This is a genomic window from Streptococcus sp. oral taxon 064 (assembly GCF_001683375.1).
GTDB classification, from domain to species: Bacteria; Bacillota; Bacilli; order Lactobacillales; family Streptococcaceae; genus Streptococcus; species Streptococcus oralis_S.
The window spans coordinates 1389598-1415281 of the sequence record NZ_CP016207.1 but is presented as its reverse complement, the minus strand read 5'-3'; the positions used below and the strand labels follow the sequence as shown (position 1 = coordinate 1415281).

The 25684-nt window shown below is 39.8% G+C and carries 31 protein-coding genes, 2 pseudogenes and 1 other annotated feature; of the genes and pseudogenes, 5 read left to right on the top strand and 28 right to left on the bottom strand.

Annotated elements, in window-relative coordinates; translation table 11 throughout:
* Positions 1–92: 92 nt before the first annotated feature.
* The 10 genes from rsmI to AXF18_RS06910 all read right to left on the bottom strand — a co-directional run bounded on the left by rsmI (position 93) and on the right by AXF18_RS06910 (position 8621).
* Positions 93–971: a 16S rRNA (cytidine(1402)-2'-O)-methyltransferase gene (gene rsmI / locus AXF18_RS06955; RefSeq protein ID WP_065371719.1), complete on the bottom strand. Its 879-nt coding sequence runs from the start codon at positions 969–971 to the stop codon at positions 93–95.
* 2 nt (positions 972–973) lie between these two features.
* Entirely contained in the window at positions 974–1291 is a 318-nt protein-coding gene (gene yabA / locus AXF18_RS06950; protein WP_000358229.1) for a DNA replication initiation control protein YabA, read from the bottom strand.
* 145 nt (positions 1292–1436) lie between these two features.
* Positions 1437–2327 carry a DNA polymerase III subunit delta' gene (locus AXF18_RS06945; protein WP_000806733.1) on the bottom strand — a complete coding sequence of 297 codons (891 nt, stop codon included), beginning with the start codon at positions 2325–2327 and terminating at the stop codon, positions 1437–1439.
* Positions 2324–2962, bottom strand: coding sequence for a dTMP kinase (gene tmk, locus AXF18_RS06940; RefSeq protein ID WP_000033378.1), 639 nt, complete (start codon positions 2960–2962; stop codon positions 2324–2326). The genes AXF18_RS06945 and tmk overlap by 4 nt, the downstream gene beginning before the upstream one ends.
* Before the next feature lie 121 nt (positions 2963–3083).
* Positions 3084–3881 (bottom strand): pyrroline-5-carboxylate reductase, encoded by a 798-nt coding sequence (gene proC / locus AXF18_RS06935; RefSeq protein WP_000689682.1) that lies wholly within the window; start codon positions 3879–3881, stop codon positions 3084–3086.
* 3 nt (positions 3882–3884) lie between these two features.
* Positions 3885–5147, bottom strand: a complete 1263-nt coding sequence (locus tag AXF18_RS06930) for a glutamate-5-semialdehyde dehydrogenase (protein ID WP_049550012.1) — start codon at positions 5145–5147, stop codon at positions 3885–3887.
* Positions 5148–5156: 9 nt separating this feature from the next.
* Positions 5157–6266: a glutamate 5-kinase gene (proB, locus tag AXF18_RS06925; RefSeq protein WP_049550013.1), complete on the bottom strand. Its 1110-nt coding sequence runs from the start codon at positions 6264–6266 to the stop codon at positions 5157–5159.
* 99 nt (positions 6267–6365) lie between these two features.
* Complete coding sequence (locus AXF18_RS06920; protein ID WP_049550014.1) at positions 6366–7265, bottom strand: RluA family pseudouridine synthase; 900 nt, start codon at positions 7263–7265, stop codon at positions 6366–6368.
* Positions 7249–7716: a signal peptidase II gene (gene lspA, locus AXF18_RS06915; protein ID WP_000745683.1), complete on the bottom strand. Its 468-nt coding sequence runs from the start codon at positions 7714–7716 to the stop codon at positions 7249–7251. The genes AXF18_RS06920 and lspA overlap by 17 nt, the downstream gene beginning before the upstream one ends.
* Positions 7713–8621 (bottom strand): LysR family transcriptional regulator, encoded by a 909-nt coding sequence (locus AXF18_RS06910; protein ID WP_049550016.1) that lies wholly within the window; start codon positions 8619–8621, stop codon positions 7713–7715. Before AXF18_RS06910 ends, lspA begins: the two co-directional genes overlap by 4 nt.
* Here AXF18_RS06910 and AXF18_RS10210 point away from each other — a divergent pair.
* A pseudogene (locus AXF18_RS10210) lies at positions 8614–8685 on the top strand (AraC family transcriptional regulator); the annotation flags it as partial. The gene AXF18_RS06910 and the pseudogene AXF18_RS10210 overlap by 8 nt on opposite strands.
* A gap of 165 nt (positions 8686–8850) precedes the next feature.
* Here AXF18_RS10210 and rpmA read toward each other — a convergent pair.
* The 4 genes from rpmA to AXF18_RS06890 all read right to left on the bottom strand — a co-directional run bounded on the left by rpmA (position 8851) and on the right by AXF18_RS06890 (position 10741).
* On the bottom strand, positions 8851–9144 hold the full coding sequence (rpmA, locus tag AXF18_RS06905) for a 50S ribosomal protein L27 (protein WP_000916509.1): 294 nt from the start codon (positions 9142–9144) through the stop codon (positions 8851–8853).
* A gap of 16 nt (positions 9145–9160) precedes the next feature.
* Complete coding sequence (locus AXF18_RS06900) at positions 9161–9505, bottom strand: ribosomal-processing cysteine protease Prp (protein ID WP_000613697.1); 345 nt, start codon at positions 9503–9505, stop codon at positions 9161–9163.
* Positions 9506–9520: 15 nt separating this feature from the next.
* Complete coding sequence (gene rplU, locus AXF18_RS06895) at positions 9521–9835, bottom strand: 50S ribosomal protein L21 (RefSeq protein ID WP_000109141.1); 315 nt, start codon at positions 9833–9835, stop codon at positions 9521–9523.
* A gap of 34 nt (positions 9836–9869) precedes the next feature.
* Positions 9870–9990 (bottom strand) — a sequence feature (ribosomal protein L21 leader region).
* A 64-nt stretch (positions 9991–10054) separates the two neighbouring features.
* Positions 10055–10741, bottom strand: a complete 687-nt coding sequence (locus AXF18_RS06890) for a YoaK family protein (RefSeq protein WP_001238358.1) — start codon at positions 10739–10741, stop codon at positions 10055–10057.
* A 156-nt stretch (positions 10742–10897) separates the two neighbouring features.
* On the opposite strand from AXF18_RS06890, the gene AXF18_RS06885 reads away from it, so the two are divergent.
* Both AXF18_RS06885 and AXF18_RS06880 read left to right on the top strand, forming a co-directional pair.
* Complete coding sequence (locus AXF18_RS06885; RefSeq protein WP_000915870.1) at positions 10898–11875, top strand: Gfo/Idh/MocA family protein; 978 nt, start codon at positions 10898–10900, stop codon at positions 11873–11875.
* A complete protein-coding gene (locus AXF18_RS06880; protein WP_000850570.1) occupies positions 11872–12954 on the top strand; it encodes a DEAD/DEAH box helicase in 1083 nt (360 codons plus the stop codon). Before AXF18_RS06885 ends, AXF18_RS06880 begins: the two co-directional genes overlap by 4 nt.
* A gap of 24 nt (positions 12955–12978) precedes the next feature.
* On the opposite strand, the gene AXF18_RS06875 is transcribed toward AXF18_RS06880, so the two are convergent.
* Entirely contained in the window at positions 12979–13356 is a 378-nt protein-coding gene (locus AXF18_RS06875; RefSeq protein ID WP_002881798.1) for a DUF1934 domain-containing protein, read from the bottom strand.
* 71 nt (positions 13357–13427) lie between these two features.
* On the opposite strand from AXF18_RS06875, the gene AXF18_RS06870 reads away from it, so the two are divergent.
* Both AXF18_RS06870 and yidA read left to right on the top strand, forming a co-directional pair.
* Entirely contained in the window at positions 13428–14735 is a 1308-nt protein-coding gene (locus AXF18_RS06870) for an HD domain-containing protein (RefSeq protein ID WP_001003530.1), read from the top strand.
* Positions 14736–14744: 9 nt separating this feature from the next.
* Positions 14745–15551, top strand: coding sequence for a sugar-phosphatase (yidA, locus tag AXF18_RS06865; protein ID WP_000023486.1), 807 nt, complete (start codon positions 14745–14747; stop codon positions 15549–15551).
* 101 nt (positions 15552–15652) lie between these two features.
* On the opposite strand, the gene AXF18_RS06860 is transcribed toward yidA, so the two are convergent.
* The 13 genes and pseudogenes from AXF18_RS06860 to AXF18_RS06795 all read right to left on the bottom strand — a co-directional run bounded on the left by AXF18_RS06860 (position 15653) and on the right by AXF18_RS06795 (position 25676).
* Positions 15653–16129 (bottom strand): Imm6 family immunity protein, encoded by a 477-nt coding sequence (locus tag AXF18_RS06860; protein ID WP_049550017.1) that lies wholly within the window; start codon positions 16127–16129, stop codon positions 15653–15655.
* A gap of 32 nt (positions 16130–16161) precedes the next feature.
* Positions 16162–16656: an Imm6 family immunity protein gene (locus AXF18_RS06855; RefSeq protein WP_000654326.1), complete on the bottom strand. Its 495-nt coding sequence runs from the start codon at positions 16654–16656 to the stop codon at positions 16162–16164.
* 63 nt (positions 16657–16719) lie between these two features.
* The gene (locus AXF18_RS06850; protein ID WP_044021737.1) at positions 16720–17046 is read right to left on the bottom strand and encodes a hypothetical protein; all 327 of its coding nucleotides are present in this window, start codon (positions 17044–17046) and stop codon (positions 16720–16722) included.
* A 155-nt stretch (positions 17047–17201) separates the two neighbouring features.
* The gene (locus tag AXF18_RS06845; RefSeq protein ID WP_065371718.1) at positions 17202–18155 is read right to left on the bottom strand and encodes a hypothetical protein; all 954 of its coding nucleotides are present in this window, start codon (positions 18153–18155) and stop codon (positions 17202–17204) included.
* 91 nt (positions 18156–18246) lie between these two features.
* Positions 18247–18927: a hypothetical protein gene (locus tag AXF18_RS06840; RefSeq protein WP_049490222.1), complete on the bottom strand. Its 681-nt coding sequence runs from the start codon at positions 18925–18927 to the stop codon at positions 18247–18249.
* A gap of 62 nt (positions 18928–18989) precedes the next feature.
* Positions 18990–19565, bottom strand: coding sequence for a DUF6572 domain-containing protein (locus AXF18_RS06835; RefSeq protein ID WP_049490223.1), 576 nt, complete (start codon positions 19563–19565; stop codon positions 18990–18992).
* A 39-nt stretch (positions 19566–19604) separates the two neighbouring features.
* Entirely contained in the window at positions 19605–20159 is a 555-nt protein-coding gene (locus AXF18_RS06830) for an NAD glycohydrolase inhibitor (RefSeq protein WP_065371717.1), read from the bottom strand.
* 208 nt (positions 20160–20367) lie between these two features.
* Positions 20368–21243, bottom strand: coding sequence for a DUF4299 family protein (locus AXF18_RS06825; protein WP_049550020.1), 876 nt, complete (start codon positions 21241–21243; stop codon positions 20368–20370).
* On the bottom strand, positions 21240–21707 hold the full coding sequence (locus AXF18_RS06820; protein ID WP_065371716.1) for a hypothetical protein: 468 nt from the start codon (positions 21705–21707) through the stop codon (positions 21240–21242). The genes AXF18_RS06825 and AXF18_RS06820 overlap by 4 nt, the downstream gene beginning before the upstream one ends.
* Before the next feature lie 811 nt (positions 21708–22518).
* Positions 22519–23403, bottom strand: a pseudogene (ifs, locus tag AXF18_RS06810) (NAD glycohydrolase toxin immunity factor); the annotation flags it as partial.
* Positions 23404–23565, bottom strand: a complete 162-nt coding sequence (locus tag AXF18_RS10160) for a hypothetical protein (RefSeq protein WP_001142078.1) — start codon at positions 23563–23565, stop codon at positions 23404–23406. It lies immediately after the preceding pseudogene.
* An 88-nt stretch (positions 23566–23653) separates the two neighbouring features.
* The gene (locus tag AXF18_RS06805) at positions 23654–24367 is read right to left on the bottom strand and encodes a DUF6572 domain-containing protein (protein ID WP_225893252.1); all 714 of its coding nucleotides are present in this window, start codon (positions 24365–24367) and stop codon (positions 23654–23656) included.
* 886 nt (positions 24368–25253) lie between these two features.
* Entirely contained in the window at positions 25254–25676 is a 423-nt protein-coding gene (locus tag AXF18_RS06795; RefSeq protein ID WP_000805398.1) for a hypothetical protein, read from the bottom strand.
* Between the last annotated feature and the right edge of the window lie 8 nt (positions 25677–25684).

Below are 25684 nucleotides of genomic sequence, written 5' to 3'. Positions count from 1 at the left end.
AACAAGCTACTAGACTGTTTGATACCCACAAATCTTTCTAATTTTTCTTATACTAGTATAACAAAAAAAGGGAAGAAGGCAAACTTCCCTGTTTAGTCATTTTCTTGATTTTCTTCCCATTCGTGGTAGGCAGCGTAGAGCTGACTTTTGTTCCACTGATATATCTTTGCGACTTCCTTAATGGCTTGATTTTTCTTCATGCCTTGCTGGATACGAGATTGGATTTCTGAAAACAAGTCCTCCTCGTCCTTTTCCTCCACATCCTGACTGGCACCTTCAACAATGAGAAGGCATTCGCCCTTGAGTGGCGTTTCAGCTATGCTTTCTAATAATTCAGAAATGGTACCTCGTTGGTATTCTTCATAGATTTTGGTCAATTCCCTGACCAAGACTACCGAGCGGTCACCGTAGACTTCTAGCATATTTCCCAATGTATCCGCTACACGATGGGGCGATTCGTAGAAAATCTGAGTTTCTGGGTAATCTTTTTTTAAGTCGAAAAATTGCTTTTGCTGGCCTGATTTTCTCAGTAAGAAACCGTAAAAGATATGTGGTTGTGGAGCTAAACCACTGGCAATCAAGGCAGAAATTCCTGCAGAGGCACCTGGAACGGTAACAACTGCGATTTCTTCCTCAATAGCTACCTTGACCAAATCATGCCCAGGGTCTGAGATACTAGGCAGACCCGCATCAGAGACCTGAGCGATACTTTGTCCTGCTTTCAAGAAACCAATCAAATCAGGAATTTTTTCCTTGGCATTGTGCTCGTGAAAACTGATCTGCTTGGTGAAAATGTCAAAATGCTTGAGCAAAAGCCCCGTATTACGCGTGTCCTCAGCCGCAATCCAGTCCACTTCTTTCAAAGTCTGGATGGCACGAAAGGTCATGTCATCTAGATTGCCAATCGGCGTTGCTACTAAGTAAAGCTTGCCATAGGGAGTTTGCCCCTTAAAACTTTTTTGAATCTGCATGCCTACTCCCTGTACAACAACTCGTCACAGAACATACATTCCTCGTCCTGTTCTCGACGTTGTCCATAAAAATCATTACATACGTGAAACCCGTCTTTATAGATCCGACGGACGCTTTCACGAACATGCTTGGCCTTGACGGGAGTATCTGCTTCCACCTCGCCTAAGCGTTCGCGCAACTTACTATTTTCCAAGCGAAGAGCTGTATTTTCCTCTACCAGGCTCTTGAGATTTTTCTTAATGGCTTCCACATCGGCCAAGGTCACCAGTAACTGTTGGGAAAAATCATCTAGCGCGTCAAATAATTCTTTTTTGTCCATAAAACAGCCCTTTCCTTTCTATATCGTTCATTTTTAATACTCAATGAAAATCAAAGAGCAAACTAGGAAACTAGCCGCAGGCTGTACTTGAGTACGGCAAGGCGACGTTGACGTGGTTTGAATTTGATTTTCGAAGAGTATGAGTTTATATTTCTTTCAAAACCAGATATTCCATGGCATTTTGAAAGCTGACATTAGCCTGCCACATTTTTCTAGCTTCTAGTAAATCTTGTAAAATCTGTCGAATCCTTACTTGCAAGAGGTCCTGTCCACAGAGAACTTCGAGGATTCGCAAGACCTGGTCTTGTTTCTCCTTGTCATCTGCCAAGCTAGCCAATTTAGCAACTTGCAAATAACTCTCTTTTTTCTTGGCTACTAACCAAGTTAGTAAGCGCTCGCTTTCATCAACTATAGTCCAAAAACTTGCCTGATTAGCCAACTTTTCAGCTTCAGCTCTCGATTGACTAAACTGGGCTAAGAGAGTTGCTTTTTTCTTGACTAGACCTGCTTGTTCTAATTGATGGATGAGCTTTTCTTCTTGCTTTTTAAAGTGAAAAATCTGGGTCCGACTACGGATTGTCGGCAAGATTTTTTCCTCATCACTAGTTAAGAAGAAAATGTAAACTTCACTCTGAGGTTCTTCGATGACCTTGAGCAGAGAGTTGGCTGCATTGGGATGCATTTTCTCCGCCTGCTCGATGATAAAGACCTGTTGCTGGCTTTCAATCCCTGCTTGGGAAAACTGAGCCACCAATTCTCGAATCCGTTCTGTCTTAATGACCTGATTGACCGGCTTAATCAAAGTGACATCGGGAAATTCTTCCTGCTCAATCAGCTTGCAGTTCCGGCATTTCTCACATGGTAAAACGCCTGCCTTATCCCTACAAAAGAGGCTCTTAGCCAAAAACTGCGCCATTTCCAAGCTTCCAAAGAAACCTGAAAAAAGGTAGGCATGATTGAGCTGGTTTTGTTCTAGAATACGGACAAAGCGGTCAAACTGCTCTGGTTGCCAAGCCTTTAGTTGATCTTGTTTCATTTAGCCAAGCCCATTCTGTCAAACAAGACAGCCTTGGTAATTTCCACAACTTGCTCCAAAGGAAGACTGGCATCAATCTTGACAATGCGATTTCCTTCTTTTTCCAGAAGAGAAAGGTAGCCTTGACGGACTTTCTTGTGCAAGTCCAAACCTTCCAAGTCCAAACGATTGACCTCCCGATCACTATTGGCAGCAATGCGAGCAAGCCCCTCTTCCACCTCAATGTCAAAATAAAGTGTCAAATCAGGTTTGAGGCCATCTGTCGCAAAGTGATTGAGCCAATCAATGGCATCAATATCCAAGCCACGGCCAAATCCCTGATAAGCAACGGAACTATCGATGAAACGGTCCATAATGACCAACTTACCAGCTTCAAGAGCAGGCAGAACTTTTTCCACCAAGTGCTGTCTGCGACTTGCGATATAGAGAAGGAGCTCTGTTTTAGGATCCATTTGAGTATGACTTGGGTCCAAAATCACTTGACGAATCTTCTCCCCAATCAAAACTCCACCTGGCTCACGGGTCGTCAGCACCTCTACTCCTTTTTCCTCTAAAATGGGGAGTAGAGCCTCTAAAACACTGGTCTTTCCTGCTCCCTCTGGTCCCTCAAGAGAGACTAAAAATCCTTTTGACATGTCTAACTCATTTCTTTTTTTCTACCTTCTATTCTATCAAAAAAATAGGTTTTTGTGACAATCTTTTTGCGTCTTCTCTATTCAATCGACCATAAAAAGAGGTTGGGAGTCATCCAACCTCTTATTTACCTAGTTCTTGTGTTCGTTTATAGGCTTGATGAACTGCGGCCATGACTGTACCTCTAAAGGCATGTTCTTCCAGACTTGCTACACCAGCGATAGTCGAACCTCCTGGGCTGCAAACTTGGTCTTTCAATACTCCAGGATGTTGTTGGCTTTCGAGGACCATTTGTCCAGCTCCGACTACTGTTTGGGCTGCCATTTTCAAAGCCCTTTCTCTTGGCAATCCTGACTGAACACCTGCATCTGCCAAAGCCTCGATAAAGAGGTAGACAAAGGCTGGCCCACAACCTGCAAGACCTGTCGCCGCATCAATTAAGTCATCCCCAAGCTCAACCAATAGACCCGCATTGGATAAAAGCTGACAAAAGAGTTCACCGTCCTCAGCAAGACAGTTTGCTGACATGGCATAACTAATCACCCCTTGACCGATAGCCACTGGAGTATTGGGCATGATGCGAATGATACGATGTTGACTTGGGATAAGACTAGCTAGTTTTTCCAAGGTCAATCCAGCCGCCATGGAAATCAAAAGAAGACTCTCTCGTTTTTCAAGGATAGACTGGTATTGAGCAAGGATTTCAGAAAACTGAGCAGGCTTAACTCCTAGAAAGATCACATCTGCTTCTGCAAAAATTTCTTCATTACTGGAAGCCTGGCCACCGAAATTGGCGATGAAAGCATCTACTTTTGCTTGACTGCGATTGGCAAGGAGAATCTGTTCACCCGTCTTGGCCTGCAAGACAGCCTTGGCCAAACTAGCTCCCATATTTCCCAAACCGATAAATCCAATTTTCATCTCTTACTCCCTTATCTGTCCGTCACCAGTAACCACATACTTGTAGCTAGTTAATTCCTTCAAGCCCATTGGACCACGCGCGTGCAGTTTCTGAGTCGAAATCCCCATTTCACATCCAAGACCAAATTGACCTCCATCAGTGAAACGCGTTGAAGCATTGACATAAACCGCTGCAGAGTCAACTTGATTTGTAAAGTAAGCCGCAGCTTCGGCATTCTCTGTTACAATGGCGTCCGAATGATGGGTACTGTGGGCTTCAATATGCGCAACCGCTTCTTCTAAACTGCTCACAACCTTAATCGCTAGGATATAGTCTAAAAACTCGGTGTCAAAGTCTTGGGCCTCAGCTGCTCGACCTGAAACAAACTGACTTGCTTGGCTATCCAAGCGGAATTGAATTGGTTCCAGTCCAGCTTCTTTCCGACTTGTAACCAGAACTTGTTCCAAGAGAGGAAGGAAGCTTGCTGCCTTGTCTTCATGAACTAGCAAGACCTCCATGGCATTGCAGACAGAAGGACGACTGGTTTTAGCATTGTTGATGATGGCTAGAGCCTTGTCTTCATCGGCATCCTTATCCACATAGACATGGACAATCCCAGTTCCTGTCTCGATAACGGGCACGATAGCATTTTCAACCACAGCATTGATCAAACCAGCGCCTCCACGAGGTATGAGAAGGTCTAGATAACCCTTGGCCTTCATCATAGCATAGCTACTTTCTCGGCTGGTATCTTCCACCAGTTGAATCACATTTGGATGAATGGTCGTTGTCTCCAAGCCCTTCTTCAAAGCTGTGACAATAGCATGAGCAGTTCGGTAGGCATCCTTACCACTACGAAGAACGACCGCATTGCCACTTTTGAGAGCCAAAGCAGCCGCATCAGACGTCACATTTGGACGACTTTCATAGATAATACCAATAACCCCCATGGCCACACGCTTCTTGGTAATAACCAAGCCATTTTCAAGCTGACTTGTTTCTAGGACCTCACCAATAGGATCTGGTAAAGCAACCACTTCACGAATCCCTCTTGCCATCGCTTCTATACGTCCCTCATCCAAATAAAGACGATCTAGCATAACATCTGAGATTTTCCCCTTGGCCGCTGCCATATCGAGGGCATTTGCCACTAAAATCTCCTCAGTAGCCGCCAATAAATGATCAGCCATAGCTAGCAAGGCTTGGTTTTTCACTGCTTCGCTGGCAGTATTGATTGATTTCTTAACAGCTTGTACCTGTTCAAATTGTTCTTGTGTACTTACCATCGTTCACCTCTAAAATTCTGTAAAGAGCAGCTGGATTTCAGGAGTGATGGAAATCCAGTCATCACGGTGAATCAAGACTCCCTTAGCTTTTTGAGAACGGAGCATATCTTCTAGGGCTGAGACACCAAATTGGACACGTCCCTTTCCAAGAGATTGACCTGTTTCTTTATCAGCCACTGTGACAATATCGTGGTAAGAGAAGTTTCCTTCCACTTCTACCACACCCGATAAAAGGAGACTTTTCCCGTTTTTTGAAAGTGCCTCTGCAGCTCCACCATCTACCCAAATCGTTCCCTGACTTTGAGCATAGAAGGCCAGCCATTGTTTCTGGGTACGAAGTCCCTTCTCTTGCGCAACAAAGAAGGAACCATCCCTAGTTTCTTCAGCTGCCTCAATCAAGGCATCAGATTTCATAGAAGAGCAGATATAGACTGGCACACCTGACTCCGTCGCAATAGTTGCAGCCTTGATTTTGGTCAGCATGCCCCCAGTACCGTTTGATGAACCTGCTCCACCAGCCATATCAATAATCTCACGATTGATAGTCTCGATTTTCTTCAAACGTTTGGCTGTTGAATCCGAGTTGGGATTGCCAGTATAGAGGCCGTCCACATCCGTCAAGAGAACCAAAAGATCCGCTTGAACCATAGCTGCTACCTGGGCACTCAGAGTGTCATTATCACCCACCTTTAGTTCGTCAATGACGACACTATCATTCTCGTTAATGATAGGAATTGCACCACGATGAAGTAATACAGACAAGGCCTGATGGGCATTTTTATAACGGCGCTTATCCACAAAGTCGTCCTGTGTCAGCAAGATTTGTGCAGAAACGATCTGGCGCATGAGGAGGTTGGTTGTGTATTCCTCCAACAAAAGTCCCTGACCAACTGCAGCCGAAGCTTGTTTATCTGCAATCTTGGTCGGACGTTTTTTAAAACCCAAAGCTCCAAATCCAGCGGCAACTGCCCCAGATGACACCAAAATCAACTCATGTCCAGCCTCATGCAGCATAGCCAATTGCTGGGTAATTGCCTTTACTTTACTTCTTGATAAACTCCCGTCTTCATTTGTCAAGGAGGAGGTCCCCACCTTAAAGACGATTCGTTTGTACTTCATATTCTCACTCCGATTCTTCATATTTATCCATTATAACATGAATACTTTAAAATAGAAAAGACTTGAAATAAAAAGGTTGAGACAGTCATCTCAACTCTTTTATCTATTCTCAGCTTTACGCAATCTTTCCAGCGTTTCTTTAAAAATCTCTGGAATATCTGCTGTGAACTCCAAGGTTTCACCTGTTCTCGGATGAGTAAAACCTAGAGTTTTGGCATGGAGAAACTGTCCATGTCCTTTCAGGGTTTTACGAGGGCCATAGACTTCATCACCAGCGACTGGATGGCCAATATAAGCCATATGAACACGGATTTGGTGGGTACGTCCTGTTTCCAGTTGCAACTCTAGCAAACTATAATCTCCAAAGCGTTCCAAGACTTGAAAACGAGTCACTGCTGGCTTCCCTTTAGCAGTCACTGCCTGTTTCTTACGATCTTTTTCACTACGACCAATCGGAGCTTCAATCACACCACGATCATTGGGCAGATTGCCATGAACAATCGCCCAGTATTTACGGAGAGACTTCTTGTCCTTGAGTTCTTGCGCGAGTGCTAAGTGGGCCTCATCATTCTTAGCAATCATAAGGAGACCAGATGTGTCCTTATCAATACGGTGAACGATACCCGGTCGTAGAACACCATTGATACCTGACAAGTCCTTGATATGGTACATGATGGCATTGACCAAGGTTCCACTTGTATGACCGGCGCTGGGATGGACCACCATGCCTTGAGGTTTGTTAACAACGGCTACATCCTCATCTTGGTAGATAATCTCGAGTGGCAGATTCTCAGCCACATACTCTAAAATCTCTGGTTCTGGCACATGGTAGGTGACGATATCCCCCTCTTGGACAGTGTATTTTGCTTTCTTGGCTTGCCCATTCACCAAAACTTGTCCAGCCTTGATTTGTTCATTCGCGAGACTGCGTGACAATTCTGTCAGGTCCGACAGAGCCTTGTCTAGACGTTGCCCACCAGTTTCAATTTTTATTTCCATTTACTTCCTCTTTAAGCATTGCAATCAATAAAACAATGACACCAACTGTCAAATAGCTATCAGCAACATTGAAAATCGCAAAGTTGATAAAGTCTAGGTGAAACATATCCACCACAAAACCTTGACTCATTCTGTCGATAAAGTTGCCCAGACCTCCCGCTATTATCAAAGTCAGTCCAAAAACTAACCAGAGAGAATCCTCCATGTGTTTATGTAAATACCAAATGGCACCTACCATGACGACCAGTGTAATAACAGCAAATAACCACTGCTGATCTTGCAGCATGGAGAAGGCTGCCCCTCTATTTTGCAGATAGGTCAAGCTGACGAGATTGGGGATCCACGAACGCACTTCACCCAGTGGAATCTGCTGGACAACATAATTTTTGACCAACTGATCCAGCCCAATCAAAAGCAGTACAATGACTGCTACTATTCCTCTTTTTTTCATGATTTCCTCTTTTGATCAAAATATTCTTGCATAACCTCAACGAAAAGAGTCCCAGCTTGGCTAAGCTCCACCTCTTCCCGTTTGACGTAGACCATGCGATTATCTAGATTATCCTTGAGACGAATGACTGTGATGCCATTAACACTGTCACTATCTAAAAACCCTGAACCTGTCGCATAGGCATCCGTCCGCTCCAAAATACCATTCAAAGTAGCACGGTCGGTCACATTGAACATCTGGGAGCTCGCGCTGGTGTCGACAAAGTTCTCTGAATAGTATAGATACTCATCCTTTTCCTGAGTAAAACGAACCGTTGGTAAATCAGCTAAATCCTCCATGACCAATTCCTCTTTCTGTGCCAAAGGATGCCCTTCACGAAGATAAATGTGAGTCTGGAAAGGAATTAGTTCGATAACTTCTAAACCAAGCTTTTCAACCCGTTGTATGATGCCCTTTTTATTTTGGTTGTTGAGGTATATAATCCCAATCTCACTGTGTCCTTGCGCCACTTCGTCTAATATTTGAACTGTGGTAGACTCAAAAATACGAAAGTTCTTATAATCAGGATAACGCTCTGAAAAGGCCGTAATCGTTGGTGGCAAGAAGTCATAGTGCTGGCTGGCAATGGAAAATTCATCCTTTTCTTCCTCAGGATTGGCATACTGATTTTGAAAAACATCAAAGCCTTTAACTAACTCCTGCGCTTTCTCATAAAATTCCATACCACGACGGGTTAAGAAAGTCCCCGAACTCGTCCGACGAAAAATCTTAAAGCCTAGCTCTTTTTCCAAATCGCGCACAGAAATAGACAAACTCGGCTGACTAACATACATCTTTTCAGCAGCTTCACGGAAAGTACCACTATTGGCAATAGCAACAACATAGCGTAATTGTTGAATGTTCATCTTTTACCCCCAACTTCTCTATCTGTTCATTATACCATATTTTAGAAGTTTTCCACCTAGGAAAAATAATGTCGCTCACAAAATTCATCTACACTAGTAACAAAGAGTTATGGGTATCAAAACAAAAAAATAGGCTCTCCGAAAACTCGGAAAGCCTTATTTAATGCTACTTCTAGCTTCCTCGCCTTAAAATACCAAGGCTCGGGATAAAAAGGTTCACTGGACCTTTTTATTTTGCGATTGGGTAAACAGAAACTTGTTTCTTATCGCGACCTTTACGTTCAAAGCGTACTACGCCTTCAACTTTAGCGAACAAAGTATCGTCTCCACCACGTCCAACGTTTACACCTGGATAGATGTGTGTACCACGTTGACGGTAAAGGATTGATCCACCTGTTACAGTTTGTCCGTCAGCTGCTTTAGCTCCAAGACGTTTTGCTTGTGAATCACGTCCGTTTGATGTAGAACCTCCACCTTTTTTGTGGGCGAAAAGTTGCAAGTTGTTAAGAGTCATTTTTAACATAATGTTTTCCTCCGTGTTAGTTTTCTGTGATAACTCTGGTTTGGACGAACTCAGAAGAGTTCTCCGATAAATTTGCCATACCTAAGAAAAATGATTCAAAGAATAACTGGGTCATTTCTCTCTGGTGCGAAGGAAGATCCGCTGGTATTTCAACCTTTAGATAGCCACCTTCATCTTCGTTTAATTCTAAGATTGGTTCATAGCCTGCAAATTTCTCAATGGAATTGATAAAGTTAATGGCAAGCGTAGAAACCGATGCACACACGACATCTAAGCCGTATTCGCCACTTTCGGCGTGTCCAGTAATTTCCGCACTCCTCAGCTCGCCATCTTCGGCTCTCTCAAAGACTGCTTGTATCATGTGTTCTCCTTAAAATTAAGCGTTGATCGCGTTGATGACAACTTTTGTATATGGTTGACGGTGACCTTGTTTACGGTGGCTACCTTTTTTAGGTTTGTACTTGTAAGTAACAACTTTCTTTTGTTTTCCTTGTTTTTCAACAGTTCCAACTACAGTAGCTCCAGCAACAAGTGGAGTTCCGACAACAGTGTTTTCACCACCAACAAGAACAACTTCGTTAAAAGTAACTTCTTGACCAGCTTCAACGTTCAATTTTTCAACGTAAACTGCTTGACCAACTTCAACTTTAACTTGTTTTCCGCCAGTTTTGATAATTGCGTATGTGCTCATTATGCACCTCCTATGATTTTTAGGGTTTCCCCGTATTTTTGTGAAGACTCGCCTAGCATCGTGGGACGAACCACTTAAAAGAAGAGCTCTAAGTATAACAAAGTTTAAATTTTGTATACGATGAGCAAACGATGTTCGTGCGGTTGCACAGGATTGTGCATAGTCAACTCTTCAAGTATAGCATATCTTCTTTTTTCTTACAAGCGAAATCAATCAAATTTAAGCTTTTTCTTTCCCTTTTTTTCTCCAAGAAGCAAAAAGCATACTGAAGTAAAAGATACTCATCATAAGAGGAACACCTAGAATTGTCTTCTCCTGATAGTAAATCGTCAAATAAGCTGAAAAAACAACTCCGAAGACAAAACTACTAAGTAAGCTAACAAAAATCAAGCCCTCTCGTAGAAAAGGCGTATGCTTGGTCCGGAAATAATCTCCAAAAGCCAACATGGTTCGTTTAATATTGCCCGTCATAAAAGCATTATTATAGGCAATACCTGACACTTCTCCAAAGGCTGTTGTCACCAGTCCCATACAAAAGGCCAAGGGCGGTACGAGATAGATATTGTCAACCGTTTGCGGCACAAAGCCTATAATTAGGGATAAGACTGCAAGTGGAATCAAGGACAAAATCGGCTTTTTAACAATTCGTAGTTTTTCCTTATACAATGTCAGAAAAAAGACACCCATCATAAAGGAAAACAAGGTCATTACTTTGGCACTGGCATCCGATACATTTTGTTGAATAAGTCCTACAGAAAGAAAAACCACATTCCCAGTCTGTCCAGCGACAAGGGTGTTCCCTCGCACGATAAAGGTATAAGCATCGACATATCCTGCACAAAAAGTCAAAAAAAGCGCTAGTCGCTTAGACTGACGTGATATTTTTCTTATTGGTAATAATCTCATTTTCTCTCCCAATTCAGTTTCATTTACTCATTTCAATATTGTACCACTTTCTCCTAAAAATGCGTAGCCCATTTGAAAATTTTTACCATCTGTTGGATAGTCCTTCTTTTCTATGTTATAATGAAGGAAGGATTTGAAGTCGGAAAAGGAGTATTTATGCTTAAATTAGGTGTCATCGGAACAGGGGCTATCAGTCATCATTTCATAGAAGCAGCCCATGCTAACGGAGAATACCAGCTGGTCGCTGTCTATTCTAGAAAGATAGAAACAGCAGCAACCTTTGCTTCTCGCTATCAAGATATCCAACTCTTTGATCAAGTAGAAGACTTCTTCAAGAGCTCCTTTGATGTAGTCTATATCGCTAGTCCAAACTCCTTGCATTTTGTTCAAGCCAAAGCAGCCTTGTCTTTTGGGAAACACGTCATTCTTGAAAAGCCAGCTGTCACTCAGCCACATGAATGGCTAGATTTGAGACAAACAGCTGAGAAAAATCACTGTTTTATCTTTGAAGCAGCTCGTAATTACCACGAAGAAGCTTTTACCACTATCAAAAACTTTTTAGCAGACAAGCAAGTGCTGGGAGCAGATTTCAACTATGCCAAGTATTCTTCCAAGATGCCTGACTTGTTGGCTGGACAGACTCCCAATGTCTTTTCAGACCGTTTTGCTGGTGGAGCTCTTATGGACTTGGGGATTTATCCCCTCTACGCTGCTATTCGTCTCTTTGGAAAGGCTCAGGACGCGACCTATCAGGCTCAACAGCTTGACAATAGCATTGACCTAAATGGCGATGGTATCCTCTTCTACCCTGACTTTCAAGTTCATATCAAGGCAGGAAAAAACATTACTTCCAATCTTCCTTGTGAGATTTACACAGCAGATGGAACCTTGACCCTTAACACGATTGAACATGTCCGCTCAGCTATTTTTAGCGACCACCAAGGAAATCCAATCCAGCTCCCTATCCAACAAGCTCCCCATACGATGACTGAGGAAGTTGCTGCATTTGCACAGATGATCCAGCAACCAGACCAGACTTTCTACCAGAACTGGCTGGATGATGCAAGCTCTGTTCATGATTTACTCTATACCATGCGCCAGACTGCTGGCATTAGATTTGAGGCAGAAAAATGAAAACCAAACTACCGACTGAATGGCAGGAATTGAGTGACCAACTCGGTTTCCAAGAATTTACCCCCATTCAAACTCAACTATTTGAGCCTATACTAGCTGGAGAAAACTTACTGGGAGTAAGCCCGACAGGAACTGGTAAGACCCTAGCTTACCTCCTGCCAAGTCTTCTCAGACTACAAAAGAAAAAAGCCCAGCAACTCTTGATCCTAGCACCAAATACAGAACTAGCTGGACAGATTTTTGATGTATGTAAAACGTGGTCAGAGGCTATCGGCTTAACTGCTCAGCTCTTCTTATCAGGTTCGAGTCAGAAACGCCAGATTGAACGTCTTAAAAAAGGACCAGAAATTCTGATTGGAACACCTGGCCGTATCTTTGAGTTGATTAAATTGAAAAAAATCAAGATGATGAATGTAGAAACCATCATTCTGGATGAATTTGACCAATTGTTCGATGATTCTCAAATTCACTTTGTCGAGAAAATCACCCACTACGCACCTCGTGACCACCAACTCATCTACATGAGTGCGACGACCAAGTTTGACCAAGAAAAGATTGCACCAAACACGCGCACTATTGATCTCTCTGATCAAAAACTGGACAACATCCAACACTTCTACATGCAGGTAGACCAACGTCACCGAGTGGACATGCTACGAAAACTAGCACATGTAGAGGATTTCCGTGGTCTGGTCTTCTTTAACAGCTTGTCAGACCTTGGAAGTGCAGAAGAAAAATTACAGTATCGCGATATCTTGGCTGTTTCCCTCGCTAGCGATGTCAATGTTAAATTTCGAAAAGTCATCTTAGAAAAGTTTAAAGGCAAGCAGCTAACCCTACTCCTTGCAACTGATCTTTTGGCTCGTGGGATTGATATTGATAGCTTGGAATGTGTTGTCAACTTCGACGTCCCTAGAGATATGGAAACCTATACCCACCGTGCTGGTCGTACAGGTCGCATGGGCAAGGAGGGCTATGTTATCACTCTGGTAACCCATCCTGAAGAACTGAAAAAACTCAAGAAATTCGCAAGTGTTCGTGAAATTGTCCTAAAAAATCAAGAACTCTATATCAAATAAGGTTGGCTTCCGCCAACCTTTTTCTTATCCCCAAGTAATTTCTAATTGATAGCTGGCAAAGGGGTGTCCCTCTTGGTTTTGCAGTTGATAGGCTAATTCAATCTTTTGCCCATCCAATTCATAGTGATTCGTTTGAATGATAAACTCCTGCATCCCCATTGGAGTCGGAATATAGGCTAAACTATCACTATCCTTTAGAAAACGCATGATGGTTTTGGGACTCGAGAAACGGGTCATCACCAGTTCTTGACTATGAAACTTGAGAACCACTTTTTCTTTTTCCTCATTGTAGAAAAGCAGATAGTGATAATCTCCCTTTTCACGCACTTCCACGTCATAGAGTTGGTCAATGACTTCCAATTGTTCATCAAACTGAATCGTATTTCGCATCCGAATCTTCACATCAAATCCTCTTTCTTGTCTCTTGTCCTACTATTTTACCAAAAAGAGCAGGATTTTGCTATAATGGTCATATGAACGAAAAAGTATTCCGTGACCCAGTTCACAACTATATCCACGTCAATAATCAGGTCATATACGACTTGATCAATACAAAAGAATTTCAACGTCTTCGCCGTATCAAACAGCTAGGGACTTCCAGTTATACCTTCCATGGTGGTGAGCACAGTCGCTTTTCCCACTGTTTGGGAGTCTATGAGATTGCTCGACGTATCACGGAGATTTTTGAAGAAAAATACCCTGAAGAATGGGATCCTGCTGAGTCTCTCTTGACCATGACCGCTGCTCTCCTACACGACCTTGGGCATGGTGCCTACTCGCATACTTTTGAAAATCTTTTTGATACAAATCATGAAGCCATTACTCAGGAAATCATCCAAAGTCCTGAGACAGAGATTCACCAAGTCCTGCTACAAGTAGCGCCAGATTGCCCAGAAAAGGTAGCCAGTGTTATCGACCATACCTATCCTAACAAGCAGGTCGTGCAGCTCATTTCTAGTCAGATTGATGCGGATCGCATGGACTATCTATTGCGCGACTCTTATTTTACAGGAGCATCTTATGGGGAATTTGACCTGACTCGCATCCTCCGAGTCATTCGTCCTGTCGAAAATGGGATCGCCTTTCAGCGCAACGGCATGCATGCCATCGAAGACTACGTTCTCAGTCGCTACCAGATGTATATGCAGGTTTATTTCCACCCAGCAACACGCGCCATGGAGGTTCTTCTACAGAATCTCCTCAAACGCGCTAAGGAACTCTATCCTGAAGACAAGGACTTCTTTGCACGCACTTCTCCTCATTTGCTACCTTTTTTTGAAAAGAAAGTTACTCTATCTGATTATCTGGCACTTGATGACGGCGTGATGAATACCTACTTCCAACTCTGGATGACCAGTCCTGACAAGATACTAGCCGACTTGTCGCAACGTTTTGTCAACCGCAAGGTCTTTAAATCCATTACTTTTTCAGAAAAAGACCAAGACCAACTCGCAACCATGAGACAACTGGTTGAAGAAATCGGTTTTGATCCAGACTACTATACTGCCATTCATAAGAACTTTGACCTCCCTTATGATATCTATCGTCCCGAATCTGAAAATCCACGGACACAGATTGAGATTATACAAAAAAATGGAGAACTGGCTGAACTCTCTAGCCTGTCTCCTATCGTCCAATCCCTTGCTGGCAGTCGCCATGGAGACAATCGTTTCTATTTCCCGAAAGAAATGTTGGACCAAAATAGCATCTTCGCAAGTATCACCCAGCAATTTTTACACTTGATTGAGAACGATCATTTTACCCCAAATAAGAACGAATAGAGGAAATTTATGAGTATTAAACTAATCGCCGTCGATATCGATGGTACCCTGGTTAACAGTAAAAAAGAAATCACTCCGGAAGTCTTTTCTGCCATCCAAGATGCCAAAGAAGCTGGCGTCAAAGTCGTGATTGCAACGGGTCGTCCTATCGCAGGTGTTGCCAAACTTCTGGACGACTTGCAGTTAAGAGACCAAGGTGACTATGTCGTGACCTTCAACGGTGCCCTTGTCCAAGAAACTGCTACTGGCCATGAGATTATCAGCGAATCCTTGACCTATGAGGATTATCTGGATATGGAATTTCTCAGTCGCAAGCTCGGTGTCCACATGCACGCTATTACCAAGGACGGTATCTATACTGCCAATCGCAATATCGGAAAGTACACGGTGCACGAATCAACCCTCGTCAGCATGCCCATCTTCTACCGCACTCCTGAAGAAATGGCTGACAAGGAAATCGTCAAGTGTATGTTTATCGATGAACCAGAAATTCTCGACGCTACGATTGAAAAAATTCCAGCAGAATTTTACGAGCGCTACTCCATCAACAAATCTGCTCCTTTCTACCTCGAACTCCTTAAAAAGAATGTAGACAAGGGTTCAGCTATTACCCATCTAGCTGAAAAACTCGGATTGACCAAAGATGAAACCATGGCGATCGGTGACGAAGAGAATGACCGCACCATGCTGGAAGTCGTTGGAAATCCCGTTGTTATGGAAAATGGAAATCCAGAACTCAAAAAAATCGCCAAATACATCACCAAAACAAATGATGAATCTGGCGTTGCCCATGCTATCCGTACGTGGGTACTTTAAAATGCTTAACTATTAAAAATAAACGACACCCCAAAAGGTAGAGATGACACTCTAACTTCCGGGGTGTTCTTTTTGAATTTTCGCCAAATCATCTATTCAAATCATCTAAGTAATCCTAGTCTATCTAGTTCTTTTAGGGCAGATTCTCTTGATGGGTATGGATTTTTATTGATGAAAATTTTTACTGTTTCGACGTGATGATAAAGATCCATGCTAATCTCTTTTAAATTATCAATAAAGACATCAAGTAGTTCCGGTTCAATGTTTTCCAAGGGAGAAGGAAGCTCCTTCTTATTTTCAAACTCAAAAGCTTCTTTAGCAGTCACACCTATTGCATAACTAATGTTGTCCCACAAGAGACCATTCGCTTCATTTTCATCTAACTGCATGTAGATAAATATTCCACTGAAGTCTGTCCCATCATCTAAAAGGTGATAAAGTTCCTCTCCCCTTTTATCTCTATTCTCCAAAAAACTCCAACACGCATCCAAGGCGTTTCGAATATGTGAAGTATATTGCGTTTCCATACGGTTTGCAATTGCTTCAGCAAAAATCAACATAAAATAACTCGTAAGCATATCCTCTCCTGATCTATACTTGAACGAATAGCCTATTCGTTCTCATCAGATAAAAATAGTGGTCCAAAGTAGTTTTTAACGAGCTCATCCTTTAAATATCCTTCTATTTCTGGCCCAGATATTTGTGAAATGAGTTCACTGTTTTCAGATAGGATTTGTTTGTAGCTTAAGGCAAGAACAGCCAGTGTGTCCTCGTCGACACTTTCTATCGTTTGTGGCAGGTAGACTTCCCCCGAAGCCATATAAGAATAATGACAAACTAAGACAAAGAAATTAGCGATACAGTTCCATACTAGTGGATTGGTTTTCTTATCTAGCATCTGAAATGTCAAGATATCCTGCTCATCCATATTTTCCAATCGATTGTATAAATCATCTGGACAAAACCCACTCTCTTTATCAAGCTCCTGTTTTGAAAGTTTTAAGGAGTCAAAGACAAATTCCTTATATTCTTTCTCACTGATAAAATCTACAAGACCGTATATCAACTCCTGTAGAAAGAGCAACAAATTTTTATTATCTTTCATTGATTTTCCTTTTATTACTAAAAATTATCTTGGGAATGTATGATTCACTGGAAAAGGTGACAATCACTCTTCCTCCTCAAACATCAGAGCATCTAATTCTTCTCTTTCAGCCGCAATCTCTTCGAAGGTAGAAATAATATTATTTAAAAATTCTAAGGTGATAATACCAGTCGAATCTCTCATCGTAACCATAGTCCCAATAGCACTCAACTCATGGATGAGTGCTCTAACCTTTTTCAATTCATCCAAATCTAACATGTCTACTTCTATTACCGTGTCATGATCTTCTATTCTGGATTGAATTAAAGAGAAAGGCAAGGATGAATAATTTCTTAACAACTTATAGGTTCCTGACTTGTCACCTATAGAATCTATACAAATAGCTAGCATCATTTTTACTCCTTTATACTTGAAAACATCAGTATCCCATGTCTACAAGGAAAAGATATAAGCTTGAATCTCCTCTATCATGCATCGATTTGTCGTTCTTACTCTTATGGCTTGAAGCCATAAAGATAAAGCAAGCATAATAGCTTGCTTGAAAGTTAAGGAATTAAAAATTGATTTTCATAATCTTTTGGGAGTTCATAAGATATTTCTCCATTACTATTACCAAATCGACTTTGATTAAAAATTGGAAATAGCTTGGAGTCGTACACAGTTTTTATAACAAAACGTTCTCTTTCAAAACTAATAGTTGCAGCTACTGAGGGATCCTTAAAAACTGATTGTTCCCCTTGGGAATGCAAGCGAACGTTTATAGTAGCTACTTCTTCAGGATATTTCTCAAATCGAACATCAAAACTAATGTCGCTACCTGTCGAAGGAATGTACATTTGATATTCACTTACACTGATACTTTGAATCTTTCCTAATTTCTGTTCCAATTCTGGGTCGTTTCTATACAGGTCTGTTTGGATAGCTAGTTTGAAATTTTCCTCATGTTCTTGTAGCCATCTGTTAAGATTACGAATCATAATTTCTTTTTCAACTTGCCTGGAGGCATCCTTGCTCTTGCTCTCAAGTTTATTCATAGTTTCAGTCAATTTATCTTGCTCTCGCTTCCAATCCCACGAGGGGTCACTTGATACCTCTACTACTGATAAGTACCATCTCCTCATAGTTTCAGGAGATTTATAAGGATTGGGTTTTATAAATGTAAAAGGACCTATACCAGCATCAGGAAAGTATAATTCTACTTTCATTGACTGCTTGCGATTATTATTAGCATAGGCTGTAAAGGAAATATGATAATTTCCACCTACATCTCCACCATTATCAAAGCCTCCCCTCGCAGAACCTGGTAAAAGCGTCACTGACTTTATATATTGCCCTTGACTGTCTATGTCTGCAATAATTTCGCTTTTGATAGAATCCGCATGATCATGAATAAACTTACCAGTGTTCCCAATCGGTATCCTAATTAACAAATATGACAAACCAATAATAATAAAGGGAACGGAAATTGCAAGGAATATCCACTTGTTCGATTTTAACATAATATCTCCTGATGCTCATTAAAAATCAGTTATAAAACAGCTTTTATAGTGCTTTACCTTTCAACCCGACGGTTCCTTTTTTCAATTTCATTCATTGATTATCCTCCCGTTGTTTAAATATAGTTAAATCTATTTGAACAGCCTCATCCTTAGATTCCATTAGTATTGAAATTCCATAGATTGTTCCACTAGAGTAATCTAATATTATTCGACAGGTCGTATCTTCTGGCATGTCGTACTTATTTTTAAGATATTTATAGAGGTCAGAATGATTTTCAGGCTGGTAGATAATATCGCTCAATTCAGTTTCAGCACTCTTAAAGGTTTCTTTTATATTCAAGGAAGCGAAATAATCTCTTTGTACTACCAAATTAAGAATTTCTTCATCATATAAAGGAGTTACCTCCGACCCATAATTTAACTTCCCATTAGAGTAAGTAACAGGAACTGTTTCTTTATTATCCCCAATTTTTATTGTATAGTCACCCTTAATGTCAGATTGGCTAGTATCTAAGAATACTTTATAATCCTTTACTACGTTTCCACTCTCTATATAAATACTATTTTTGTAAAGCTTTAATCCATTAAAATCCTTCTTATCTTGCTCTAAAAATTTAAATATAGGCTCAAACGTTTTTTCAAATTCGTACTGTTCCTTTGTTCTGTTTTTGGGAATGGTTTCACCACCCAAACTACATCCAGTCAGTGTATAAAGAGTCAGGACCATTAACATCACACTAACAACCCAAAATAAGCGTTTATTTTCCTTCATCTCTTTCTCCTATACATTCTATGCCTATTATAACATAAAAAAGAGCGTTTCCGCTCTCTTTGTCACTCAGGTAATTCTACCTTCAGGCTCATATCTGTATTCTGTAATGTCTTCTGAACCGCAGCGAGAAAGGCTAGTCCATTATCCGATGGAGAATATTGGAATGTGATACGGATGATTTTTTTGTCAAAGCTATCGCCATATCGATCCACATATTGCTTGATTTCGAGGAAGTAGATATAGTTGTTAAGTTTTTCTTGAAGTTTCAAAAGATGTTCTTCTTCAGTATCTGGAAGCCAAAGATTGCCATCTATTAATAAAAGTTCCAAGTTTGTATCACTCGTTCCGATTGCATCAATTTCTGAAACATCTAACTGAATAAGAGATTCTTTTATCCAAAATGTTGTTTTTATCAAACGATAAAGTCGATTTATTGCATCACTTTCATTTTTAAATTCGTCTCTTATCCAGATATCTTGGCGCTCATTAACCTCATATACTTTATATTGTTTAGACTTCTCATCGTAATAGTATCCCAAGGTAAATTGACCTTCAAATCGTTCATCAAGCGCAATATAAAATGTCCCTATTTTATCTCTATGTTTACTAATGAAATTCGCTAGTTCCTGTTTTGTCATCAAAATTTCTCCATTATCGCCACAGCCACATTCACTTTCCTACAAATTGATATCCTTTGGTGGATTGTAGTATTTTTCCTTGAATTCCTTAAGGATTTTCTCTACCTTTTCCCCCTCATAAGACTTGAAAGAAGGAATTGATTTAATATTTCCAATCAATCGACTGTAATATCCACTAGTTTTTAACTCGCTAGGAAGTTTTTCTATTGTATCAAGTATAAGAGGAACTAATTTTCTTGTATCAATTTCAAAAGGGAGGGGTTTATATTCCGCTAGAACGAAATCTTGAATCAATAAATATTCCGTAACTTGCCATATTTTCTTTTCATCAATACTTAAAGAAAACTCTTTTAATATCTCAAATGTCCTTCTCTCTATATCTTTATCACTTTCTATATACAGAGGGAATAAACAATATTCCAGCAGCACCTGAATATCAGTGTATTCTGTTATCATTGAGTTTCGTTGTTGAAAACGATACCTAACGTCCTCTCCAAGAAAAGCTTCAGCTTCTTTTCCTTCTCTCATCACTTCTAGATAATGTTTGACAAAGTGTTTATAATTTTCTTTATTTTTCAATTTATACGTCTGCATTTAGTTACTCCATTGATTTATTCTGCCTATTTCTAGGTATTTACTCAGTCTATTGTTGAATGATGATATTAAAACTTTGTCTTATTATAGCATAAAATAAATACAGAAATAATAAAATGGGGAACTTAAGGAAAGAGAAAACCACCTGAAAAAAACTATCAGATGGTAACTTTTCAATCTTGAACAGACGAATCAGTTTCTTAGAATGTTAGTTTTGTGATAACTTCTGCAACATTTCAGGAGAAATTGGGTCTACAAGAACGTATTTGGCATCTAGCATATAGATGCCCTCAGTCAACGACTCTAAGAACTGTCGATAAGGAACCTCGGCTAGTTTTTCCCCATCGGCTGTCATGATAAATAGTCGTGCAACTGCAACCTTACTTCCTCGATACTCTTGTAAATATTGAGGTTCTAGCTCTGGTTGAGCCGGTAAGATTGTTCGTCCTTCACTATTTAGATAATTGATAGGGATAATGATGTCCTCTCCATTTTGCTCTACTTTAAAAACTTGCTGCTCAGAGTAATAAGCATTTAGCTGTTGGGTAAAGCGCAAACGCTGGTCATAGCTATTTAAGAGTTGCTCGTCCGGCACATGGATAATCTGCCCTAGGTAGAGTTCATTGATGTAAATAGGACGTTTCACTCCCATAACTTCTACTATAGGATGGACTTTTACTTCCTTAGTCAATTCTGAAAGAGCTGATAAGAAAATATCTGTGAAATGAAATTCTAGAATAGAATCTTTATTATACTCCACACCATCATGTTCACATACAGTTACATCTAAGAGAATGAGCAAGGTTTTCAAGAACATCAAGGCCCCAGTCCAATCAGAAGCTGTCGCCAAATCTGGGACAGATACCTGATAGGCTTGACGATCAAAAGATAGACGGAACCCTAAACTAGACTTCTCTTTAACCCCAAACTGAACAGAATGGAAATCCGAAATAAGAGAGTCTGCAGATGGCTTTAATCCTGCATCCTTAGCGGAAACGCTGTAACATTCAAAAAGTTCTGCTTGAAGCACCTCACCAATTCTTAGTGATTGGTTGCTTTTTATTGTAAAATTAACTGATTTCATATTTTTCTCCTTCGGTCTACTGGCAAATCCTTTCTACGACGTAGAATCGTTACTTCGCTGACAGGGATTTTTCCTGATGCATACATGGTCTGGCCATATTTAACATCCAATAATTCCGCATCATCATATAAATTGTTTTCAATTAGAAATTCTTTATCAAAAACCAATAGTCGCACATAAGAATCGGGTGCTGTAAAATCATCATCCCCATGCTTGTAACCAGCAATTGTAAATTCATGTTCTTTATACAAAACACGATCATAAACCGAATACCTCTGACTAACCTCACTATAAGGCACAAGCTTCCCATATAGACCTTCTCCTTCACCATCTATATAGGAACTATAGGGGAAATATCCTTCTTTCAACATTGCCGGATCTTCTGAAAGAAGGATATAGTCATTTATATAATTCACAAAATTAGAGTATACTTTATTTTGGTAAACTAGATATTCTTTACGCATACTAACCCTCCACATATTCCATTATACCACAAAAAGAGAGCGGTTTTCGCTCCCTCAATTAAGCTAGTAATTCTACTTTTATATCTATCTATTCCGTAGTCTGTTCTTTAGCATGGTTCTCTCTAAAATCTTTTTTGGATCTATCAATGACTCTACGCAATTCCTCATCATCAACTCCGGGAAGATGGAAATCATAGTTATGTGTCTCTTCTTTTGAAGATTCCGTTCCTGAACTTTCTGCTTTCGTGCTCTCTTCAGTAGAAGACGATGCTCCAGAATCTGAAGAGTTAGCTCTTTCAGAACTAGAAGAGCTTGATGTTTTAGGTGTTTTGCGGTCCAATTTTGGTATCTTATTGATTTCCTCAATACTAGGTATTGGCTTATTCGCTTTAACCGGTCTGTAGAGTATCGCAAAAGAGAAGAATAAGGCTACAACTGTTCCTATACACGCCAAAGTTCTTTTACTCGATTCTGACGAAGGAACTTTGACGCCACTTGTACTCAGTTTCTTCCATTCAGGATGTTCCTCTTCTATCTCTTTTTTTTGTTCCCATAGCGGAACTAGCAGAAAATGATTAAAAGGCACAACTGTTGCCATAGCTGTTGCTGCAAGTGGGATAAATCTAGAAAGATTAAAAATGAGTACTATGCTTAGTATTGCAAATATAGTAAATAGAAATATCACTAATCCTAAGCGAATTTTATATTCTTTTTTAATCTGGAGATATCGCTCTTGAGATACCTTTTCTTGATCATGATTTGAATGACTTACATTTACTGATAAGTTCTTCTTCTCTGGTAAAGTGTCATCCTCAGGCAATTCTACCTTCAAACTCATATCTGTGGGTTGCAATACTTTCTGAACAGCTGCGAGGAAGGCTAGACCGTTGTCTGATGGAGAATACTGGAATGTGATATGGATGATTTTTTTGTCAAACTTATCACCGTATCGTTCTACATACTGCTTGCTTTCGAGGAAGTAGATATAGTTATTGAGTTTTTCTTGAAGCTTCAACAAGTGTTCTTCTTCCAGAGATTCTATCCATTTGTTTTCATCAATCAACAACAACTCTAGATGGTCATCTGAAACACCCATCGCATCTATACTCGTAACGTCTAGTTCAATTTTCTCAACTGTTTTAATGGTTTCTACTACCTTAGGTGGATTGTAGTATTTTTCCTTGAATTCCTTAAGAATCTTCTCTACCTTTTCTTCATCACACTGTCTGTATAACGGACTACGGTCTAATACATTACATAGTCTTTCATAGGTATAAGTACGTTTCTGTTCATCTTATAATTTTGAAATACTTTCTATAATATTTCTTACCAACTCATCTGTTTCAATAACAAAGGGAAGGCTTGTATATCTTCTTAAACGACTGCCTTGCATAGAAATATAATCAGTTACCTTATCTAATTTGACTAGGTCAACCGATAAGCTAAAATCTTTTAAGATTTCAAAGGTTCTTCTCACTATATCCCTATCACCTTCTGCATACAGAGGGAATAAGCAATATTCCATTAATACTCCAATATCTGTACTATCAAGTTCATAAGAGTCCCTTTGCCATATACGATATTTTGGATTTGTGCCTAAAAAAGCTTCTTCCTCTTTCCCTTCTTCCATCACATTACGATAAAAATTAATAAAAGATTGATAATCTTTAGGCTCTGGTAATTCATATATTTTCATTTAGTTACTCCATTGATTAATTCTAAAAATCCCCTCAACTTGCTCAGTTTCATTAGTGCCAGGCTTATAGACACGTGGATTTTTGATTTCATAATAGCCTTGACGTTCAATCGCAGATAGAAAATCATCGTAAGAATGCCCCGTTGTGTCAATCGTTGGCATAAGTAGTTCGCTATTTAGAAATGCTAAATAATCTTTTTATAAATATAGTCTCATTATACCACAAAAAGAGAGCGTTTCCGCTCCCTCTTTACTCCGGCAATTCCACCTTCAAACTCATATCTGTGGGTTGTAACACCTTCTGAACCGCCGCAAGAAAGGCCAATCCGTTATCAGATGGAGAGTACTGGAATGTGATATGGATGACTTTTTTGTCAAACTTATCACCATATCGCTCTACATACTGCTTGCTTTCGAGGAAGTAGATATAATTGTTAATTTTTTCCTGCAGAATTTCAAGATGAACTGTTTCTATCTCTTCCTGCCAGCCGACTGAATCCACCAGAAGAACCTCTAAATGATTATCAACTGTACCAATAGCATCAAGTTCAGTTGGCTTGAGTTCTGAAGAGATGGCTTTTTTTACAAGAGCTTTAAACTCTTCAACATCAAACAACTCACGTTGATCTTCTATATTTGATAGCATAGTTTCAGGATGATTACGTATGTAGTTTCTATCAATATCATCTTGCTTACTTAAGGGCCAGCGCCCTGTTTCAGCATAAATCATGACTTCATATGCTCCCCTAGAAGATTCAAATGCTTTAACCATCAGTTCCTTATTGATAGGATAGCAAACTTCTGGACCCATGGCTCCTCCAATTTCTTTAAAGAAGCCAATTTCGTAATAACCATTTGTCTCATATACAACAAATCCATCGCCTTTATGTACAATCGTATCTGAATGATTATAATCCTCTAACTCTTCTTTCTCTGGCCAACGATGATGTTCACAATAAAACATTACCTCTAAAGAGTCTTTTTCTGATTTTGAAACACGTTCTGCTAATTCCTGGCTAATGGGAAAATTAAGCATTTCTTTCCCTCTACTCCACAGAATCTGATAATCATTATTGTTTTTTAATACCGTACAATTTTTGTATTGCAATATTTCTGTTGTCATATAAATCAACTTTCTTTACTTTTTTAATTCTTCTTTATCATAGGCAAAAAAGATCTAGTTGGTGCGTACATTTCTTATCAAGCTACCCATTACCCTCTTTCACCTATGCAAATTATTTGCTATACACAAATAGAGAATAAACAAAAGTATCGAGTGGAAAAATAATGGCAAAAAACTAGGATATAACAGGAAGACGACTAAAGATACTAACAAACTAATAACGCTACCACGAATTACGGAAGAAACAACAGCTCCACTTTTCTTTACTACCTCTAAGAATTCTAAGTACTCCAAATCTGTAAATAGAGCAGGATACAAATCCAAATCTTTCTTAAAATAGATATCCAGCAATTTCCCGAAAAGCAAGGAAATACAAGAGAATAAAATCAAATAAAGGTACTTGTGAGCAGGTATACTGAAGATTGTCAAAACATTCAGAAATCTGATAAAATGAAGAACGAACAACACCAGGGAAAGTATAACGTACTGTTGACTCTTAGAAATTCTTTCTGAAATTGAAAAATACAATTTCTTTGCCTTTAAGTCATAATAGACTAATTTGTTCTTAAATTCTCCTAGATGAACTAGTTCTTTATAATGTTTTCTCTTTTCTATCATTTCCACTCCCTTTCTAACCATAATCAAATGATATAAGCTTTTTCATAGCTTCAGTGAACTGGATTAGAGCTCTCTAATATCTGGAATTCAGTTTCATTATATATCTCTTTTACTTGAGTGGCGATACATAATCATCTGGAACTTTGCCCATTGATTCTATCCATTGTTGTTCGGCTTGGGGAATAAGCATTTCAAGTTCTTTATCACTAAAAAGCAACTGATTTTTACGGTTGGAAATCAGCACAATTGGCTTTTTTCTAGCTCTATCTTTTCTAATTTCGTTCTTTTCTTCTTCTGTCGGTGGCCAATAATCGTGCTTAACTTTGCAAGATATTTCAAGTAGAGTCCGTTTTCCACTCTCTAGTAAGATAAATAATTCTTGTGGTAATTCATAGACAACTAACCAAGAAACTACGGTTCCCTCTTCTAAAACTAAATAATACTTGTCCTCATCTTTCCAGATATGCTGACCGTAACCTTTTACTTCTTCATACTGGATAACATCTTCCCATTGTAGTCTTGTTGGTTTCATTTATACAT

Coding starts and splice junctions, on each gene's coding strand:
- AXF18_RS06850 (WP_044021737.1), bottom strand. CDS start 17,046: ATGCTAGCTATTTGTATAGATTCTATAGGTGACAAGTCAGGAACCTAT.
- AXF18_RS06845 (WP_065371718.1), bottom strand. CDS start 18,155: ATGTTAAAATCGAACAAGTGGATATTCCTTGCAATTTCCGTTCCCTTT.
- proC (WP_000689682.1), bottom strand. CDS start 3,881: ATGAAAATTGGATTTATCGGTTTGGGAAATATGGGAGCTAGTTTGGCC.
- yidA (WP_000023486.1), top strand. CDS start 14,745: ATGAGTATTAAACTAATCGCCGTCGATATCGATGGTACCCTGGTTAAC.
- AXF18_RS06825 (WP_049550020.1), bottom strand. CDS start 21,243: ATGAAATCAGTTAATTTTACAATAAAAAGCAACCAATCACTAAGAATT.
- AXF18_RS06880 (WP_000850570.1), top strand. CDS start 11,872: ATGAAAACCAAACTACCGACTGAATGGCAGGAATTGAGTGACCAACTC.
- AXF18_RS06805 (WP_225893252.1), bottom strand. CDS start 24,367: ATGTTTTATTGTGAACATCATCGTTGGCCAGAGAAAGAAGAGTTAGAG.
- AXF18_RS06870 (WP_001003530.1), top strand. CDS start 13,428: ATGAACGAAAAAGTATTCCGTGACCCAGTTCACAACTATATCCACGTC.
- AXF18_RS06930 (WP_049550012.1), bottom strand. CDS start 5,147: ATGGTAAGTACACAAGAACAATTTGAACAGGTACAAGCTGTTAAGAAA.
- AXF18_RS10160 (WP_001142078.1), bottom strand. CDS start 23,565: ATGCCAACGATTGACACAACGGGGCATTCTTACGATGATTTTCTATCT.
- AXF18_RS06885 (WP_000915870.1), top strand. CDS start 10,898: ATGCTTAAATTAGGTGTCATCGGAACAGGGGCTATCAGTCATCATTTC.
- AXF18_RS06945 (WP_000806733.1), bottom strand. CDS start 2,327: ATGAAACAAGATCAACTAAAGGCTTGGCAACCAGAGCAGTTTGACCGC.
- AXF18_RS06910 (WP_049550016.1), bottom strand. CDS start 8,621: ATGAACATTCAACAATTACGCTATGTTGTTGCTATTGCCAATAGTGGT.
- AXF18_RS06920 (WP_049550014.1), bottom strand. CDS start 7,265: ATGGAAATAAAAATTGAAACTGGTGGGCAACGTCTAGACAAGGCTCTG.
- yabA (WP_000358229.1), bottom strand. CDS start 1,291: ATGGACAAAAAAGAATTATTTGACGCGCTAGATGATTTTTCCCAACAG.
- rsmI (WP_065371719.1), bottom strand. CDS start 971: ATGCAGATTCAAAAAAGTTTTAAGGGGCAAACTCCCTATGGCAAGCTT.
- AXF18_RS06830 (WP_065371717.1), bottom strand. CDS start 20,159: ATGCAGACGTATAAATTGAAAAATAAAGAAAATTATAAACACTTTGTC.
- AXF18_RS06840 (WP_049490222.1), bottom strand. CDS start 18,927: ATGAAGGAAAATAAACGCTTATTTTGGGTTGTTAGTGTGATGTTAATG.
- AXF18_RS06860 (WP_049550017.1), bottom strand. CDS start 16,129: ATGCTTACGAGTTATTTTATGTTGATTTTTGCTGAAGCAATTGCAAAC.
- rpmA (WP_000916509.1), bottom strand. CDS start 9,144: ATGTTAAAAATGACTCTTAACAACTTGCAACTTTTCGCCCACAAAAAA.
- AXF18_RS06795 (WP_000805398.1), bottom strand. CDS start 25,676: ATGAAACCAACAAGACTACAATGGGAAGATGTTATCCAGTATGAAGAA.
- lspA (WP_000745683.1), bottom strand. CDS start 7,716: ATGAAAAAAAGAGGAATAGTAGCAGTCATTGTACTGCTTTTGATTGGG.
- rplU (WP_000109141.1), bottom strand. CDS start 9,835: ATGAGCACATACGCAATTATCAAAACTGGCGGAAAACAAGTTAAAGTT.
- AXF18_RS06855 (WP_000654326.1), bottom strand. CDS start 16,656: ATGAAAGATAATAAAAATTTGTTGCTCTTTCTACAGGAGTTGATATAC.
- AXF18_RS06820 (WP_065371716.1), bottom strand. CDS start 21,707: ATGCGTAAAGAATATCTAGTTTACCAAAATAAAGTATACTCTAATTTT.
- tmk (WP_000033378.1), bottom strand. CDS start 2,962: ATGTCAAAAGGATTTTTAGTCTCTCTTGAGGGACCAGAGGGAGCAGGA.
- proB (WP_049550013.1), bottom strand. CDS start 6,266: ATGAAGTACAAACGAATCGTCTTTAAGGTGGGGACCTCCTCCTTGACA.
- AXF18_RS06900 (WP_000613697.1), bottom strand. CDS start 9,505: ATGATACAAGCAGTCTTTGAGAGAGCCGAAGATGGCGAGCTGAGGAGT.
- AXF18_RS06890 (WP_001238358.1), bottom strand. CDS start 10,741: ATGAGATTATTACCAATAAGAAAAATATCACGTCAGTCTAAGCGACTA.
- AXF18_RS06835 (WP_049490223.1), bottom strand. CDS start 19,565: ATGACAAAACAGGAACTAGCGAATTTCATTAGTAAACATAGAGATAAA.